The sequence below is a fragment of the uncultured Ralstonia sp. genome, assembly GCA_913056305.1.
Taxonomy (GTDB): Bacteria; Pseudomonadota; Gammaproteobacteria; order Burkholderiales; family Burkholderiaceae; genus Ralstonia.
In genome coordinates, this window is record CAJXMR010000046.1 from 11,891 (window position 1) to 28,783 (window position 16,893).

Annotated in this window: 14 protein-coding genes; all 14 read right to left on the reverse strand. The window is 64.9% G+C overall.

Going from position 1 to position 16,893, the window contains the following annotated elements:
* Position 1 precedes the first annotated feature (1 nt).
* Positions 2-1,567 carry a ShlB/FhaC/HecB family hemolysin secretion/activation protein gene (locus tag QZ609_RS10270; RefSeq protein ID WP_295493974.1) on the reverse strand — a complete coding sequence of 522 codons (1,566 nt, stop codon included), beginning with the start codon at positions 1,565-1,567 and terminating at the stop codon, positions 2-4.
* A gap of 374 nt (positions 1,568-1,941) precedes the next feature.
* Positions 1,942-4,614 carry a filamentous hemagglutinin N-terminal domain-containing protein gene (locus QZ609_RS10275; protein ID WP_365901327.1) on the reverse strand — a complete coding sequence of 891 codons (2,673 nt, stop codon included), beginning with the start codon at positions 4,612-4,614 and terminating at the stop codon, positions 1,942-1,944.
* A gap of 135 nt (positions 4,615-4,749) precedes the next feature.
* Positions 4,750-5,688 (reverse strand): alpha/beta hydrolase, encoded by a 939-nt coding sequence (locus QZ609_RS10280; RefSeq protein ID WP_295493977.1) that lies wholly within the window; start codon positions 5,686-5,688, stop codon positions 4,750-4,752.
* A gap of 25 nt (positions 5,689-5,713) precedes the next feature.
* Entirely contained in the window at positions 5,714-6,616 is a 903-nt protein-coding gene (locus tag QZ609_RS10285) for an SDR family oxidoreductase (protein ID WP_295493978.1), read from the reverse strand.
* Between the two features lie 54 nt (positions 6,617-6,670).
* Positions 6,671-7,627 (reverse strand): glutathione S-transferase family protein, encoded by a 957-nt coding sequence (locus tag QZ609_RS10290; protein ID WP_295493980.1) that lies wholly within the window; start codon positions 7,625-7,627, stop codon positions 6,671-6,673.
* A gap of 27 nt (positions 7,628-7,654) precedes the next feature.
* A complete protein-coding gene (locus QZ609_RS10295; protein WP_295493982.1) occupies positions 7,655-8,503 on the reverse strand; it encodes a class II aldolase/adducin family protein in 849 nt (282 codons plus the stop codon).
* 102 nt (positions 8,504-8,605) lie between these two features.
* Positions 8,606-9,616, reverse strand: coding sequence for an NADP-dependent oxidoreductase (locus QZ609_RS10300; RefSeq protein ID WP_295493984.1), 1,011 nt, complete (start codon positions 9,614-9,616; stop codon positions 8,606-8,608).
* A 27-nt stretch (positions 9,617-9,643) separates the two neighbouring features.
* Complete coding sequence (locus QZ609_RS10305; RefSeq protein WP_295493985.1) at positions 9,644-11,041, reverse strand: serine hydrolase; 1,398 nt, start codon at positions 11,039-11,041, stop codon at positions 9,644-9,646.
* Positions 11,042-11,146: 105 nt separating this feature from the next.
* On the reverse strand, positions 11,147-11,584 hold the full coding sequence (locus QZ609_RS10310; RefSeq protein WP_295493986.1) for a PaaI family thioesterase: 438 nt from the start codon (positions 11,582-11,584) through the stop codon (positions 11,147-11,149).
* A gap of 45 nt (positions 11,585-11,629) precedes the next feature.
* Positions 11,630-12,412, reverse strand: coding sequence for an SDR family oxidoreductase (locus tag QZ609_RS10315; RefSeq protein WP_295493988.1), 783 nt, complete (start codon positions 12,410-12,412; stop codon positions 11,630-11,632).
* Between the two features lie 27 nt (positions 12,413-12,439).
* Positions 12,440-14,308 carry an acyl-CoA dehydrogenase gene (locus tag QZ609_RS10320; RefSeq protein ID WP_295493989.1) on the reverse strand — a complete coding sequence of 623 codons (1,869 nt, stop codon included), beginning with the start codon at positions 14,306-14,308 and terminating at the stop codon, positions 12,440-12,442.
* 318 nt (positions 14,309-14,626) lie between these two features.
* Positions 14,627-15,805 carry an acetyl-CoA C-acyltransferase gene (locus tag QZ609_RS10325; RefSeq protein ID WP_295493991.1) on the reverse strand — a complete coding sequence of 393 codons (1,179 nt, stop codon included), beginning with the start codon at positions 15,803-15,805 and terminating at the stop codon, positions 14,627-14,629.
* Between the two features lie 60 nt (positions 15,806-15,865).
* Positions 15,866-16,498, reverse strand: a complete 633-nt coding sequence (gene pncA, locus QZ609_RS10330) for a bifunctional nicotinamidase/pyrazinamidase (RefSeq protein ID WP_295493992.1) — start codon at positions 16,496-16,498, stop codon at positions 15,866-15,868.
* A gap of 27 nt (positions 16,499-16,525) precedes the next feature.
* On the reverse strand, positions 16,526-16,893 hold a 368-nt coding region (locus QZ609_RS10335), incomplete at its 5' end, for a 3-hydroxyacyl-CoA dehydrogenase family protein (RefSeq protein WP_295493994.1).

Below are 16,893 nucleotides of genomic sequence, written 5' to 3' on the forward strand. Positions count from 1 at the left end.
CTCAGAAGCGGATGGCCGCGCTGACCCAGACCTGTCCGCTGGGTCGCTGGCCGAGGTTGGTATGCCCGTTCGGCCGCGCGACGCTGACGTTGATGACGGCGCGCTTGTTGACGGTGTAGCTGGCGCCGACGCCGTAGCCGCTCATCTCCACGTGTGTGGAGCGGTTGTTGAACTTCTGCACCTTGGCTTGGGCCACGTCGTAGAACGCCTGCAGCGTCAGGCCTTTCACCTGAGGCACGGCCACGTTGAGCGTGGCGGAGGCGACCAGGCCGCTGTCCGCGCTCACCATGTCGTTGCTGTAGGCGCGCACGGCGTTCGGACCGCCCAGGACCATCTTCTCGGCGCCATCCAGGTTGCGGCTGGTCTGCTGGGCGTTGGCGGACAGATCCACATACACGCCGGGCCGGACACCTTGCAGCACCTTCACGCTCTGCGTGGTTTTCAGGAAGCGGCCGTTGGTGCGCGCGCCATAGAACCGGTCGGGGTTGTGCAAGCGGCCATAGCTTGCCCCCGCCTGATATTGCACGACGGTGGGCATGCTACCCAACGCACTACGCAAGTCGCCCGAGATCTGCACACCAAGCACCTGGGCTGACCGCTTGTTGCGGTCGCCGACGAAGGTGTCGCGCATTTCCTTCTGATCGAGCGTGGCGCCGAGGTTCAGACTGCGCGTGCGCGTGCGGACCAGCGGCTGGTTCGCGTACAGGCTGAACACGTTGGCGTGACCGAGCCCCATGTCGCGGTAGCGCCCGCCCAGTGTGTAGTCCACCCGCGATACGGCCGCGCCGACGCGCGTGCCTGACGCATTGACCGGCAAATCATACGAGACGCGGCCGATCGTAGTGCGGCCGCGATCGCCGTCGTGATTGAACTGGAGCACGTCTGGCGCGGCATAGGCGATGGCCTGGAATCGGTCGCCCAGCCCAAGCGGGCTGTTGACGCTCACCTGCGCGCCGATGCGGTTGCGGCCGGTGGTTGCCGAGCCGGCATTGTCGGCCAGTGCGATCACGTCGGCGCGTGGCGCGGCTTCCGTCTCAATGGTCATGGCGGTGCCGCCGGCAGTCTGCCCGGCCGCCAACAGCGGCGACACCCCGCCCACGCCGGGCAAATCGGACAGCAGCAGCAACTGGTCTTGCAGCGCGGGCAGATTGCCTGTGTGCTGCTCGGCCCGGCGCAGATAGGCACGCAAGACCTTGTCGGAGACCAGCGACTTGTTTTGGCCCAGCGTCAAGGACTCCAGACGCCCTTTGACGATGCGCAGCTTGACGATACCGTCTTGAATCTTTTGCGGCGGGATCGACGCGTAACTCAGGGTCTCGCCGTGCTCGACGAGCACCTGCGTGACTTGCGCGGCAATGTCGCGCAGTTGCCCCAGCGTCAGTTGCTGATCCTTGTAGGTGGCGGTGATGTTCGCAACGCCGGCCTGGGCGCCATCCGGCAGGTCCTGCACCTCGATGCGGCTGACATGAAAGGATGCTCCCTGGGCCGCCTCGGGGCCGGTGAGCGCCGGCACCGGTGTCTTGGCGGCGGCATCATCACTGGCTTGGGGCGCCTCTGGGGCATTCAAACCTGGGTTGTTCCGCAGGAGCGATCCACTGGAAGGCAAATCACGAGGCGGCATGAGCGGAGCCGCTTGCGCACGCGCCGCAGAAGACAGGCCGGCCATGCCGGAGGCCAGCATCCACGATGCCAGCCATTTGGAAGAGTGATGCATGACGGAATGCCGCCGGTGGGAGCACGATGAAAACGCTGCCCCAGACGGAAAGGTAAGGACAAAGGTGAGAAACGCGAAAGCAGCCAGGGGCTGACAATATGGCCTCGGGCGGCGGTATCCCATCGGAACGGTCTCAAATGCGCCGACGCTGCCGGATAACACGCCTCACCATGAAAAAAACCCCCGCTCACGGCAAGGTGTGCGGGGGCTGCTTTTACCCTAGGCCGTTATGCGAAGGGGCGATACGAGAATTGCTCAGCCTGCCTGAACTGCGGTTGCTGCTGTTGAGACTGCCAGAACTGCGCAAGCGCATCCTGCAACGCCTGGCGGGCTTGCTGGAAGGCGTCGATGCGGGCGCGCTCGGCCTGCTGGAGAGTCTCCCCGAAGCGGCGATACGCGTCATAGAACGCCGTCTGGTTGTCGCCCGCGTTACGCAGCGCATCCATCAGCGTCTGTTGCGCATCTGTCTTCGCCTTTTCGTAGGCGCGCTGGGCTTCCGCCATGGCGGCCTCGAATGCCTGGTGAGCGTTCTTCATCAGGTCTTCCGGATTCGGCTGCGTGCCGGCATCCGGATTGTCCTTCGAGCCATCGTCCTGCTTGCGCGGGTCGATGATCTTGCCACGCACCTGCGGCTTGACAGCCTGACCGTTTTCATACGTGACCTTGCTGACATCCGACACGTCGTATGTCAAATCGCCGCCAACGTTGAAGCGCCCGTTCGTGCCCTTGGTGATATCGCCAACGGTCTTCAGCGTCAGGTCGCGGCCAGTTTCCACATCGGTCTTCAACAGGATGCCTTGCTCGCCTGCGCTGATGCTGGCATCACGCCCCACATGCAGATTCTGCAACGTCACCTTGCCACCGCCGGCCAGCGTCGCGTTGGCGCCGGAAACCGTGCCCAGGTCGATGTCGTTTTTGGCCGTGATGCTGACATCTCCGCGGCTCGACACATTGCTGTCGGACCCGCCAAATCCCCACCCACTGCTTTGGCCTGTCGACTTGTTCTTGACATTCTGGCCTTGGATGTCGATGTTGCCGTTCGCGCCCAACCAACCGACGCTGACGTCGCCTTGCGCCTTCAGCGAAGCGTCGCCTTCAACGCCGGCTTGGTGAACCGTCAGATCCCGGCTGCTGGCGAGCGTCAGATCGCCCGAAAGCCGAGCATGTTCGAGCGACGTATCGCCCGCCGTCTTGATGTTTGCAGAACGGCCTTGCAGCGTCATGCTGCCGATCTGGTTGGTGCCTTGCGAAAGGTCAAGGTCGCCTCGCCGTTGTTCGAGTCGCTCTGCCGTGATGCGCGAATGGCTGCCCTGCGTGACGGAGTCAGCGGCAAGACCCAGCGTGTTGGCATCAATGTTTGCACTGACTCGGATGTTCTTGCCATGCAGATCGACGTTCGATGCTGTCACGCCGCCTCGCAGCGCGATGTTCTCGCCGGCCGCCAGCGTAACCTGCCGCGTCGCGTTGATGTCGGCACCCACGGCCTGCTCGATGCCGCCCCCCGTCCTCGCTTGGAGTGAGCCGGCAGTCACCTTCGTATTCAGCAGGATGTTGCCGCTGTCGCTGGCCAACGCGAGGTCGCCGTAGTTGAAGTTGCCATTGTTGATGGCAATATCGCCACGCTGGGTGCCAACGTACAGCTTCGCGCTAGTGCTTGCCGAACGAACGAACCCCTCGTTGATCACGCCGCGCCCCGCCGTCAGGCCGTCGACGTCGTATTTGGCATCGCCGACGCTGAAGCTCTGGTCAGCCGATTGCGCGTTGACGGCAACCTGCATACCACGCAAGGCGTATTGGGCCTCGAAGGTCGGGCGATGGTCACCCTCGCCCGTCAGGACGTTGTCTGCCGTGATGTTGACGTTGTCGGCACTCAGCGTTGCCTTGTCGAGCTTCACGTAACCGTTGTGTGCCTTGGCGTTCAGGGCAATCTCGTTGCTGAGGTAAGAACCGGTCGCCCGCAGCGATGCATCGTCATGCACGTGAACAGCGTCACCTTTTGCCTTGATGCTGGCCAGCCCTGCGCCACCAAAGTACCCGGGGGTGGGCCGCGAGGTGTTGTCACGCTTAGCCGTGAGCGTGCCGCCGATATCTACGGTGCCGCTGCCAACGCTTTCCAGCGAGATCGTGCCGTCCACACCGAGGCTCATCGCGGTCGCTTCGATCGTGCCCGTGTTGTTGATCACGCTGCGCGTGAGCGCATCGATCGCCCAGGCGGTGAGCTTCACGCTGCCGTCAGCCGTGGCGATCACGCCGCCGTTCTTGACCAGCGCGTTCAGGCTGTCCTTGTTCAGTTTGACGTTCAGGCCCGAGTCGCTGAATGCGAGGGTCACGTCGCTGGCGGATGCCAACACGACATCGCCCAGGCCCAAGGTCTTGATGGTGCCGTCGTTGGTCACCTCGGCGCCACCCAACAGGGCAACCGAGCCCTTGGCGGTGATCTGGCCTTCGTTGACCACGCGGCCCTTGCCTTCGCCCTTGAAGTTGAGCTTGCCGGCCTTGAAGTCATCGTCGGCAATGTCCAGCGACGACGCAACCAGGTTGCCGACGTTGATGGTGGCGCCGTTGCCGATCAGCACGCCGTTCGGGTTGACGATGAACACGTTGCCGTTGGCGTTCAGCGCGCCCAGGATCTGCGTCGGATCGGCAGAATGGATGCGGTTGAGCACGGAGGCATTGCTGTTCTTCTGGTTGAAGTTCAGCGTTTCCTGTTTCAACACATCCATGTTGTTCCAGTCGACGATCATCTTGTCGCTGGACTGGGTCACCGTGGTTTTGGCGCCATCTTTGGCGATGGAGCCAGCGCCGCTATTGATTGTGCCTTCGCCGACGGCGAAGGCCTGGCCGCTCAGGAGCAGCGAAGCGGCAAGTGTAACGGGACGGAGTGCAATCTTTCTTGTCATATTGCCTTGGATCAGAGACGGCTTGAAATTCAGCCGCGGCCGATCCTAGGCACCCACGCGCACCCACCCTATCGGAATGCTCCCAAAATGGTGCATGCATCACACAATGTTCGATTGGGCAACGCTCTTTAATAATCAGCGTGCCTCAACAAACGGCCGAATCAACGCGGTGATCCGCTCCGGCTGTTCGTGCACCACCCAATGCGTGCCCTCGGGAATGCGCTCGAGCCGCATATCGGGAATGAAGCGATCCAGCCCGTCGAGCAGCCCCTTCGGTAGCGCCATGTCCTTCTCGCCCCAGATGACGAGCGTGGGCACCTTGATGACGAAGGCCTCAGGCGGCATCTGGTCGATGCGCAGCGCTGCCGAGCCCTCCTCGGGCGGATGCAGCGGCGAGGCGCGATAGTAGTTCACCCCGCCCGTGAGGCCGTGCGAGCCGCCCTCGCCCGGCTGGCTCCAGGCCGCGTGGTAGCGCGCGCGCACCTCCGGCGTGAACCACTCGGCCACGGGTTGGCCCATGCCGTGGAAGAAGCCCTCCAGCTTCTCGAACTCGTTGGCGGCCAGCGCCGCTTCCGAACCCGGCTTGCGCAGCCAGTTCATGTAGGCCGATGCGGCCTGCTGCGCCGGATCGCTCAGCAGCGCATTGGCCAGCACCCACGGATGCGGCGAGTTGACGATCACCAGCCGCTCGACCAGCTCCGGATGCTGGATGGCGAGATTCCAGCAGATCGCGCCGCCCCAGTCGTGCGCCACCACGACGCCGCGCTCGTAGCCGAGCGCGGCGATGAACTGCACCAAGTCCTGCACCAGCAGCTTGGGACGATAGGCCTCCACCGCCGCCGGCTTGCTCGACAGGTTGAAGCCACGCATGTCCGGCGCCACGGCATAGTGCGTGTCGCCGAAGGCCGCGAGCTGCGCCTCCCATTCGTACCAGAACTCCGGGAAGCCATGGACGAACAGCATCAGCGGCGCGCCGCGCCGTCCTGCGCTGGCGTAGTGCAGCCGCGTGCCGTTGGGCAGGTCGGCAAATTGCGATTCCGCAATGGGAACTGCGGCGGCGGTAGCGGTAGTCATGGCGGCTCCGGAGTCAGGCGTTGGCTTAGTCGCGCAGCGCTTCGACAAGGCGCGCGCGCACGTCCGGCTTGCCCTCGAAGGGGTCGGACGGGTTGCGCTGCGAGACGATGTCTTCAAAGCGGTGCTGCACCGGCGCCAGCGCATGCGGGTGCGAGTAGATATAGAAACCGGCGTCGCGGATCGCATCGAACGTCATCTGGCCGACCTGCTCGGCGGTCACCTTGCCTGAGCTGACGGCCTTGTCGGACATGGCCTGCGCCACGAGCTGCGACTTGGTGGGCGGCGCGGTATTGGCGAGATCCTCGGGGCGGTTGCGGTGTGATTTCGTGATGCCGGTCGGCACAAAGTACGGGCACAGCACCGAGCAATGGATCTGCTCGGTCACCAGGCTCAGGTCCTGGTAGAGCGATTCCGTGAGCGCCACCACGGCGTGCTTGGAGACGTTGTAGATGCCCATGGCCGGCGCGTTCAGCAGCCCTGCCATCGACGCGGTGTTGACGATATGCCCTTCGTACGACGGGTCTTTCTTGGCCTCGGCCAGCATCAGCGGGGTGAAGATGCGCACGCCGTGGATCACGCCGTGCAGGTTCACGCCCAGCACCCAGTCCCAGTCGCGCTCGGTGTTCTCCCACACCAGGCCGCCGGAGCCGACGCCCGCATTGTTGAACAGCAGGTTGACCTTGCCGAACGTCTTGATGGCGGCATCGGCCAGCGCCTGCACCTCTTCCACCTTCGACACGTCGACACGCAGGCCGATCACTTCCACGCCCTGCGCCTTGAACTCGGCCACAGCGGCATCCAGCGCGTCCTGCTGGATATCGGCCAGCACCAGCTTCATGCCCAACCCGGCGCCGATCTTGGCGAACTCCTTGCCGAAACCCGACGCACCACCCGTGATGACGGCCACGCCGCCTGCGAATTGCTTCATACGTGTCTCTCTCGTGTTGTTGTCATGAAATGCGATCGAAATGGCAGCGCCGTGTCAGCCTGCCGCTTCGACCTTGCGCACGGCGTAACCCACGCGCGGAAAATGCACCACCACCTGGCCAACGCGCGCATCCTCGCGCAGCACGCCCACGGTGTCGCGCGTGGAGACGACCAGCTCGCCCTCGATCGGATCGACGGCATAGTCAACTGCGGCCACGGTGACGCGCGTGCCTTTCTCCAGGCCATAGCGCATATCGAAAGGGGCATCCTGCTCGGTCAGCGCGCGCGGCGTGGCGGCGCGGGCGATATCGATCGCCTCGGCCGGCTCCATCGGCTGCGCCTGCGAGTGGCCGAGGCCAGCCACGCGGTGCATCCACGCCACCACGTCCGGATGCGCGTCGAGCATGCCCGCCACGGCGGTCGCGCGGCGAATGAACCATAGGCAGTGATAGACGGAAAAATCGGCTACCGTCGGCTGGTCGCCGAACAGGAAGATGCGCTCGCCGGTGGCGAGCTGGCGCTCAAGCTGGGCCAGGAACACATGCAGCGTAGTAGTGGCCTCTGGCAGCGGCGTACGCATGCCGGTACCGCCCTCGCGCATGGCCTTGCGGTCTTCGATGAAGGCTTTGACGAAGGCTTCCGGCAGGCTGCCGAACAGGCTCTGAAACCCCGCCGGCTGCGTCACGTAGCTGACCGTCGCCCAGAACAGCGTCGTGTCGGCCCACTGCGCCATGGCGAATACCGCTGCCGCGTGCTCGGACGGCACCAGCTTGGGCAGTGGATGGATCGACTCCAGCACCTGCGCGATCAGCGCGGTATCGCAGTAGATGTCCGCACCGATCTGCAGGAACGGCGTGCGCCGATAGCCGCCGGTGAGCGGCAGGACGTCCGGCTTGGGCAAGATGACGGGCACCGTGACGGACTTCCACGGCAAATCCTTGTAGCCGAGGATCAGGCGCACCTTCTCCGAGAACGGCGAGGTGGCGTAGTGATGCAGGATCAAATCCGTCATGGGCGCTCCGGGTGATTGAAAAGCCGATCAGTCCAGCAGATCGGGTTGCTCTTTGACGATACGCGCGTACAGCGGCTGGAACTGGAACCAACCCGCCTGCGCCGAGCCGACGATGGAATACGCCTGCCGTGCCGCGGCATCGGAAATCGTGCGCGGCGCTTGGCCGGTACGTGCTGCGGCCGCTTCGGCCAGCAACTGCACCTGGCACGAGCGCTCCATGGTGATGAACCACCATGCCGCCTCGTCGACCGTTTTGCCGACCGTCAGCAGGCCATGGTTCTGCAGGATGGCGGCCTTGTTGTCGCCGAGTGCCTCGGCAATGCGCTGGCCTTCATCCAGCTCGACCACCACGCCGCCGAAATCGTCGTACAGCGCGTGGTCGCCATAGAAGGCGCAGACGTCCTGCGTGAGCGGAGCGAGCTTACGGCCAAGCGTCGACCATGCGCGCCCGTAGGTGCTGTGCGAATGCGCCGCCGCCACCGCATCGGGCCGCGCCTGGTGCACGCGCGAGTGAATGGCAAAGGCGGCTGCGTTGACGGGGTAGTCGCCCTCCACCACGTTGCCGTGGTGGTCGCAGCGGATCAGGTTCGACACCGTCACCTGGCTGAAATGCACGCCGAACGGGTTGACCCAGAAGCTGTCCTGGTGCTCTGGATCGCGCGCGGTGATGTGCCCGGCCACGCCTTCGTCGAAGCCGAACTTGGAGAACAGCCGGAACGCCGCCGCCAGGCGCTGCTTGCGGTGCAGGCGCTCCTCGGCCACGGTGGCGAACTGCGGCGGGCGCGGCAGGTTGCGGTAGCGGGCAGCGGCCTCGGGGCTGAGGTTGCTGGCCATGTCATCGGGCCGCTTGGCGTGCGCGGTGTCGGGTGCGTTCATGGTGTCTCCTTCACGCAGTCGTTGTGGGTGGGGCCATTCTGTGACGGCCCTCGCCCGGCGGACTGTCAAGCGATTGACAGTCCGCGGGTTGACGCTACAACGTCAGACCAGCTTCACCAGTTGCTTGCCGAAGTTCTTGCCCTTGAGCAGGCCCATGAAGGCTTCCGGCGCGCTGGCCAGGCCTTCGGCCACGCTCTCGCGGAACTTCAGCTTGCCTTGGGCCACGAAGCCGCCCAGCTCGCGCAGCGCGTCCGGCCACACATCCATGTGCTCGGAGACGATGAAGCCCTCGATGGTCAGGCGCGATACCAGGATCAACTGCGGGTTCTGCAGCGGCAGCGGCTGGCCGTCGTAGCCGGCGATCATGCCGCACATGGCGATGCGGCCGAAGGCGTTCATGCGCAGCAGCACCGCGTCCAGGATCGCGCCGCCGACGTTCTCGAAGTACGAGTCGATGCCGTCCGGCGTGGCGGCCTTGAGCATCTGGTACAGCTCTTTCGGGTCCTTGGCGGCCTTGTAGTCGATGCAGGCGTCAAAGCCCAACTCGTTGACCACGTAGTCGCACTTGTCCTTGCCGCCGGCAAAGCCCACGGCGCGGCAGCCCTTGAGCTTGGCAAGCTGGCCAACCACGCTGCCCACCGCGCCCGAGGCGGCACTCACCACCACGGTCTGGCCGGGCTTCGGATGCATGATCTTGTTCAGGCCGTACCACGCCGTCACGCCCGGCATACCGACCGAGCCGAGGTACGCCGACAGCGGAATGTGGCGCGTGTCGACCTTCTGGATGCCACGCCCGTCCGACACCCCCACTTCCTGCCAGCCGAACATGCCGACCACGTTGTCGCCCACGCCAAACGACGGGTTCTTGGAGGCTTCCACCACACCCACCGTGCCGCCGATCATCACCTCGTCCAGCGGCTGCGGCTGCGCATACGACTTGCTCTCGTTCATGCGGCCGCGCATGTACGGATCGAGCGACAGGAAATGGTTGCGCACCAGCACCTGGCCGTCCTGCAGTTCGGGGATATCCGCCGTTTCCAGGCGGAAGTTGTCCGGCGTCACGGCCCCCTGCGGGCGGGAGGCCAGGACGATGCGCTGATAAGTCTTCGACATGAAATCGCTCCTAGTAAGCGGTATGGGTCACTTGTGTTGCATGAAGTACTCGGCCAGCGCCGCATACGCCCGGTGCGTGACCGGATCGTTGGCGGCGTTGGCGGCAATCGGGTGCGAGGCGTAGCGCACGATGGTCATCTGGGCCACCGGATCAATATAGATGCGCTGCCCGTGGATGCCGCGCGCCTCGAAGGTGTGGTGCGCGTTGTTCGAGATCCACCACATGTCGCGGTACGACCAGCCCGGCAGCGTCGTATAGCCGGCCTTGGCAAACTTGGCCGGATCGCCACCGTGGCGGATGTCGTCGATCACGCTCTTGGGGAGGACCTGCTTGCCGTTGAAGCGGCCCTCGTTGCGGATCATCTCGCCAAAGCGGGCGAGATCCGGCAGCGTGGTGTTCAACCCGCCGCCACCGGATTCCGCACCGACGCTGTCAAGCGAGAAGTACGCGTCGCTCTGCGCGCCCATCGGCTGCCAGATGCGCTCGGACAGCAGCGCGGCCAGCGACTTGCCCGACGCGCGGCGGACGATCCACGCCAGCGTCTCTGCGTTGACGGTCTTGTACGAGAACTCGGCGTCGTGCTGGCCTTCCTTGCGCAGCGTGACCAGGTAATCGTAGAAGCTGGCTGGGCCCTTGTAGTCAGCCGGGCGCGGCAGCATGCCGCCGGCGCGGGCGTAGGCCCAGACGTCGGCGTTCGGGTCAGCGTAGTTCTCGGAGTAGCGCACGCCCACGGTCATGTCCATGACCTGGCGCACGGTGGCATCGCCGTAGGCGGTGTTCTTCAGCTCGGGTACGTACTGGGTGACGGGCGCGGCCGGGTCGAGCTTGCCGTCGGCCACCAGCATTGTCGCCAGCGTGCCGACAAACGATTTCGTGACCGACATGGCGATATGCGGCGTATGCGCATCGAGCGCGCCAAAGTAACGCTCGTAGACCACCTTGCCCTTGTGCATGACGAGGATGCCGTCGGTGTACGTCAGGCCCAGCATGTCGGCGAAGGTGCGGCGCGTGCCGTCGGCATCATTGAAAGCCACGTCACCGATGTCGTGCTCGGCGCGCGGCAGCTTGCTGACGGGGCCTTCGCCATGCGAGACCGTACGCGTCGGCACGAACTCGCGCATGTGGCTGAAGCCGTAGCGCGTGCGCGGAAACATGTTGCCCGCGAGGTCAAAACGGATGATGCGATCCGGCGGCGGCGGAAAGCCCTGCATCCAGCCCATCTTGTTCGGGTCCGATTCCGCTGCCGTGAGCGGCTTCTGCATGGGCGGATTCGGGGCCGGCGGTGCCTGTACGGTGGTGGGTGTGCTGGCGGCCGTGTCCAGTGCCGTGTTGGAGGCGCATCCTTCCAGGGTCATGATGAATCCGGTGCAGCACAGCAAGGTGGTGGCGAGCGCGGGTAGCGCCCGTCGTGCGGTCTGTTGCAAGGTGTCGTCTCCTTGGTTGCTTTTCTTGTGGTCCGGGCTGTCCGCCCGGCCTGCAACTGGGTACTGCGTACTGCAACTGCGATCCTTCCTGACAGGTCTGAGCGATCAGCCGTCCGCGCCCGGCTCCGTCGGCGTGCGCGGCGGCGGCATGCGCTTGACGAACTTGAACGTGCCCGAGCCGCGTGCGACGCGCTTGCCGTCGGCATCCGTCACCTCGCCCTCACAGAAGGCCATGGTGGTGGACTGGTGCACGCAGCGCGCACTGGCACGCAGCGTGCCGCGCCCGGGCTGCATGAACGCCGTCTTCATCTCGATCGTCACCACGCCGCGGCCGTGCACGTCGGCCGAGCGCCCGGCCATCGCCATGGCCACATCCAGCATGGTCATCGTGACGCCGCCGTGGGCCATCTCCCAGCTGTTCATGTGCTGGTCTTCGAGCGCCAGCTCGACGATGCCCTCGCCGCCTTCGGCTTTCAGGCAACGCATGCCCAATAGCTGAAGGAAGGGGATGTTGATCGGAAAACCGTTGTTGTCTGCGCTCATGTTCGTTCGGACGGCTGCGTTCAATGGAGTGAGAAGCAGCCGGAATTAGACCACGCTCACGCCGCCGTCGACGGCCAGGATCTGGCCGGTGATGTGCTTGGACGCATCGGACGCAAACAGTGCGGCCACACCCTTCAGGTCTTCCTCGTCGCCGATGCGATGCAGAGGGGACTTCTCGGTCAGCTTGTCCACGCCCAGTTTTTCCAGCGAGCCGCGCGTCATCTTCGACGGGAAGAAGCCCGGGGCGATGGCGTTGACGGTGATGTTGTGCTCACCCCATTCGCCGGCCAGCGCGCGCGTGAAGTTGACCACGGCGCCCTTGCTGGTGTTGTAGGCGATGGTGTCCAGCGAGCCCGGCGGGTTGCCCTTGAGGCCGGCGATGGATGCCACGTTGACGATCTTGCCGTACTTGCGCGGGATCATCGAGCGCTTGCCGATCTGCTGCGTGAGCAGGAACAGGCCACGGATATTCAGGTTCATCACCTTGTCCCAGGCCTCAACCGGATGGTCTTCGGCCGGGGCGCCCCAGGTGGCGCCGGCATTGTTGACGAGGATGTCGATGTGGCCCAGCTTGGCCAGTGCTTCATCGGCCAGGCGTTGGATGTCGGCTTCCACGGCGCCGTCGGCGGCGATCCAATCCGCCTCGATGCCCAGCGACTTCAGGTGCGCTTGCGCCTCCTTCAGCTCATCGGCCTTGCGGGCCGACAGCACGATGCGCGCGCCCTGCTCGCCCAGCGCCTCGGCAATCTGCAGGCCGAGCCCGCGCGAACCGCCGGTGATCAACGCGGTCTTGCCCGAAAGATCGAAGAGGTGTTTCAGCGTACCCATGATGTCTCCTGTGTCGTTGTCGTGTGGTTAGAACCAAGCGTCCTGCATGTCCAGCGTGGTGGTGTCGAGCGAGCCCAGCAGTGCGATCTGCGGGTCGATCTTCGGTAGCTCCCACTGGAAGAAGTAGCGTGCGGCCTGCAGCTTGCCGCGATAGAAATCGGCGTCGTCGCCCTGCGCGTTCGGCAGTGCCTTTGCAGCAGCCAACGCCTGTTGCAACCAGATCCAGGCGACGACGACGTGGCCGAAGGCTTCCAGATAGACGGAGGCATTGGCCAGCGTCACGCGCGGGTCGCCTGCTGCCCACAGCGTCTGCGTAACTTTGGCGAGGCGTTGCGTCGCCATGCCGAGTGCGCGGCCGTAGCCGACCAGCGTTTCATCGCCGCTCTCCAGCGCGCGGCCGACGGTGGCCTGCACGCGCTCGCCCAGCGCGGCAAAGGCAGCGCCGTCCTGCATCACGACCTTGCGGCCGAGCAGGTCCAGGCCCTGGATGCCGTGCGTGCCTTCGTGGATCGGGTTCAGGCGGTTGTCGCGGTAGAACTGCTCGACGTTGTATTCGCGTGTGTAGCCGTAGCCGCCGTGCACCTGGATCGCCAGGCTGTTGGCCTCCAGGCACCACTGCGACGGCCAGCTCTTGGCGATCGGCGTGAGGATGTCGAGCAGCAAGCCGAGCTTGGCGCGCTTGGCGGGGTCGGTCTCGCCACGCTCTTCATCGACGAGCTTGGCGCAATACAGGTTCAGGCCGAGCGCACCTTCCACATAGGCCTTCTGCGCCAGCAGCATGCGGCGCACGTCGGCGTGGTCGACGATGCGGATCTGCGGGGAGGCGGCATCCTTGCCGGCCGGCCCGATCGGGCGGCCCTGCGGACGGTTGCGCGCGTAGTCCACCGAATGCAGATAGCCGGTGTAGCCGAGCATGGTCGCGCCCATGCCGACGCCGATACGCGCCTCGTTCATCATATGGAACATGCACGCCAGGCCCTTGTGCGGCTCGCCGACGAGGTAGCCGATGGCGCCGGCACGTGGCTGGCCGTCCGGCCCTTTCGGGCGAAACTGCGTGCCCTCGCCGAAGTTGAGCAGGCAGTTGGTCGTGCCGCGATAGCCCATCTTGTGGTTCAGGCCGGCCAGCGCCACGTCGTTGCGCTCGCCCAGCGAGCCATCGGCATTGACGAGGAACTTGGGCACGATGAACAGCGAGATGCCCTTCACGCCCGGGATCGGCTTGCCGTCCGGCCCGGGGATTTTCGCCAGCACCAGGTGGACGATGTTGTCGGACAGTTCGTGCTCGCCGGCGGAGATCCACATCTTGTTGCCGGTCAGGCGGTACTGCGTGCCCAGCGGCGATTCGCCTTCGTAATCGGCCCGCGTGACGATGTCCGACAGCGACGACCCGGCCTGCGGCTCCGACAGGCACATCGTGCCGAAGAAGCGGCCTTCCATCTCGGGTTGGACAAACGTTTCGATCTGCGCGGGTGTGCCATGCGCGAGCAGCAGGTTCGCGTTGCCAATGGTGAGGAACGGGTACGAACTGGTGCCGACGTTGGCGGCCTTGAAGTAGCCAAAGCCCGCTTTCTCCACCACAGCGGGCAGTTGCATGCCGCCGCGCTCAAAGTCCTGCCCGGCGGCCATCAGTCCGGCCTTGTTGAAGGCGTCCAGCGCCACCTTCACTTCGGGAATGATGTGGACCGAGGTGCCGTCGAAATGCGGCTCTTCCTGGTCGTTCTTCTTGTTGTGCGGGGCGAACAGGTCCGTTGCGATGCGCTCGCAGGTATCGAGCGCGGCATCGAAGGTTTCGCGGGAATGGTCGGCAAAACGCGGAAAACGCGTGAGCGATTCCACGTCGAGCCATTCGTAGAGCAGGAAGCTCAGGTCGCGACGGGATAGCAGTAGAGAAGACATGATGTTGGTGGTGCATCCTGTGTTTCGTCCCCTGCCGGGGCCGACTCACTTTCTTTGTCTTGCCAAAGAAAGTAAGCAAAGAAAGGCGCGCCCGAGATGGCGACTTCCCCTTGAATTTCCGTAACCGGGCGGAGAACGGGAAAACTCGCTGCGCTCTGACAGTTCCCGTTCTTTTTTTCCGCCCGCTTACAGAAATTCAAGGCGCCATCTAGGGCAGGAACTTCAACGGCCAAACCGTCCGAATGCCAGGACAGCCGTTGAGCGATACGTTCCCACCAAGAAAACAGGCTCCCGTTTTTAGTGGGAGCCTGCGTTTCTTTAGAGCACCTCGAACAGCCCAGCAGCGCCCTGGCCGCCGCCGATGCACATGGTCACGACCACGTACTTGACGCCACGGCGCTTGCCTTCGATCAGCGCGTGGCCGACCAGGCGCGCGCCCGACACACCGTACGGGTGGCCCACGGCGATGGCGCCGCCGTTGACGTTCAGGCGATCCATTGGGATACCGAGCGTGTCGGCGCAGTAGAGCACCTGCACGGCAAACGCTTCGTTCAGCTCCCACAGGCCGATGTCCTCGACCTTCAGGCCGGCCTTCTTCAGCAGCTTGGGCACGGCGAACACCGGGCCGATGCCCATTTCATCCGGCTCGCAACCGGCGACGGCAAAGCCGCGGAACACGCCCAGCGGTTGCAGGCCCTTGGCGGCTGCCACCTTGGCATTCATCACCACGGCCGCCGAGGCGCCGTCGGAGAACTGGCTGGCATTGCCTGCCGTGATCACGCCGCCGGGCATGGCTGAGCGGATCTTCGCGACGCCTTCCAGCGTGGTGTCCAGGCGGATGCCTTCGTCCGCCGAGATGGTCACTTCGCGCGTCATGAGCTGGCCGGTCTTGGCGTCAGCCACGCCCATCACCGTGGTCATCGGCACGATCTCGTCGTTGAACTTGCCGGCGGCTGCGGCAGCAGCGGCGCGCTGCTGGCTCTGCACGCCGTATTCGTCCTGGCGGTCCTTGCCGATGTTGTAGCGCTTGGCCACGTTCTCGGCGGTCTGGAGCATGTTCCAGTAGATCTCGGGCTTGTGCTTGTTGAGCCAGCCTTCGGTCATCATGTGGCGATTCATCTCCTGCTGCACGCAGGAGATGGATTCCACACCGCCAGCCACGAAGATATCGCCTTCATCGGCAATCACGCGCTGCGCGGCCATGGCGATGGTCTGCAGGCCCGACGAGCAGAAGCGGTTGACGGTCGCGCCCGGCACGGTCACGGGGCAGCCGGCGCGCAGGGCGATCTGGCGGGCGATGTTGGCGCCGGTCGCGCCTTCCGGGTTGGCGCAGCCCATCAGCACGTCTTCGACTTCGCCCGGCTCGATCTTGGCGCGCGCGATGGCGTGCTCCACGGCATGGCCGCCCAGGGTGGCGCCGTGGGTCATGTTGAAGGCGCCCTTCCAGCTCTTGGCCAGGCCGGTACGTGCGGTGGAAACGATGACTGCTTCGGTCATGGTGTTGCTCCTCGTATCTGGTGGAGGCGCGCCGCATCGGCAGCGCGCCCGGACTCTCTGTTATCCGTTCAAAACGTCCGGCGACTGCAACCGCGCGATGCCCGCGTCCGTCATGCGCTGCCACGCCTGCGCGAGTGACCCGTTCAGGTCGATCGCGCGGCAGGCATCCTCGATGACGGCGACTTCCAGCCCCGCTGCCCGCGCATCCAGCGCCGACCACGCCACGCAAAAGTCCGTGGCCAGCCCGACGCAGAACACACGCCGGATGCCCAGCTCGCGCAAGTAGCCCAGCAGGCCAGTCGGCGTGGTGCGGTCCGCTTCAAAGAACGCGGAGTAGCTGTCGATGTGCGGGTGATAGCCCTTGCGGACGACCAACTGCGCCTGCGGCACATCCAGCCCATCGGCCAGCGCGGCGCCGGTGCTGTGCTGCACGCAGTGCACCGGCCACAGCACCTGCGGCCCGTAGGGCAGATCGATCGTGCCGAACGGCTGCGTGCCAGGATGGTTGGCCGCGAACGACACGTGCTCGCGCGGGTGCCAGTCCTGCGTCAGCACCACGCGCCCGAATGCCCGGGCGAGCCGGTTGACGACCGGGATAACCTGGTCGCCGTCCGGCACGGCCAACGCACCGCCGGGCAGAAAATCGTTCTGCACGTCGATGACCAGCAGGCAGTCGGTGGGCGTGAGTGGCATGGCGGTAGCGTCGCGTTGCGTCGTCGTTTAGCCGTTGAAGCCCTTGCCTTCGTCGGCCAGCTTCTGCAGCAGCGGCGCCGGCTTCCACGCTTCACCGTGGTAGCCCTTGGCGTAGCGGTGCATGGTCTGGGCGACGTTGTACAGGCCGACGGTATCGGCGTAGAGCATCGGGCCACCGCGGAACAGCGGGAAGCCGTAGCCGGTCAGGTAGACCATGTCGATGTCCGACGCCTTGGAGGCGATGCCCTCTTCCAGGATCTTGGCGCCTTCGTTGACGAGCGCGAACACCAGGCGCTCGACGATCTCTTCATCCGAGATCTTGCGGCGCGTGATGCCGATGTCCTTCGAGTGCTGGACGATCATGTCGTTGACCTGCTGGTTCGGATACGGCTTGC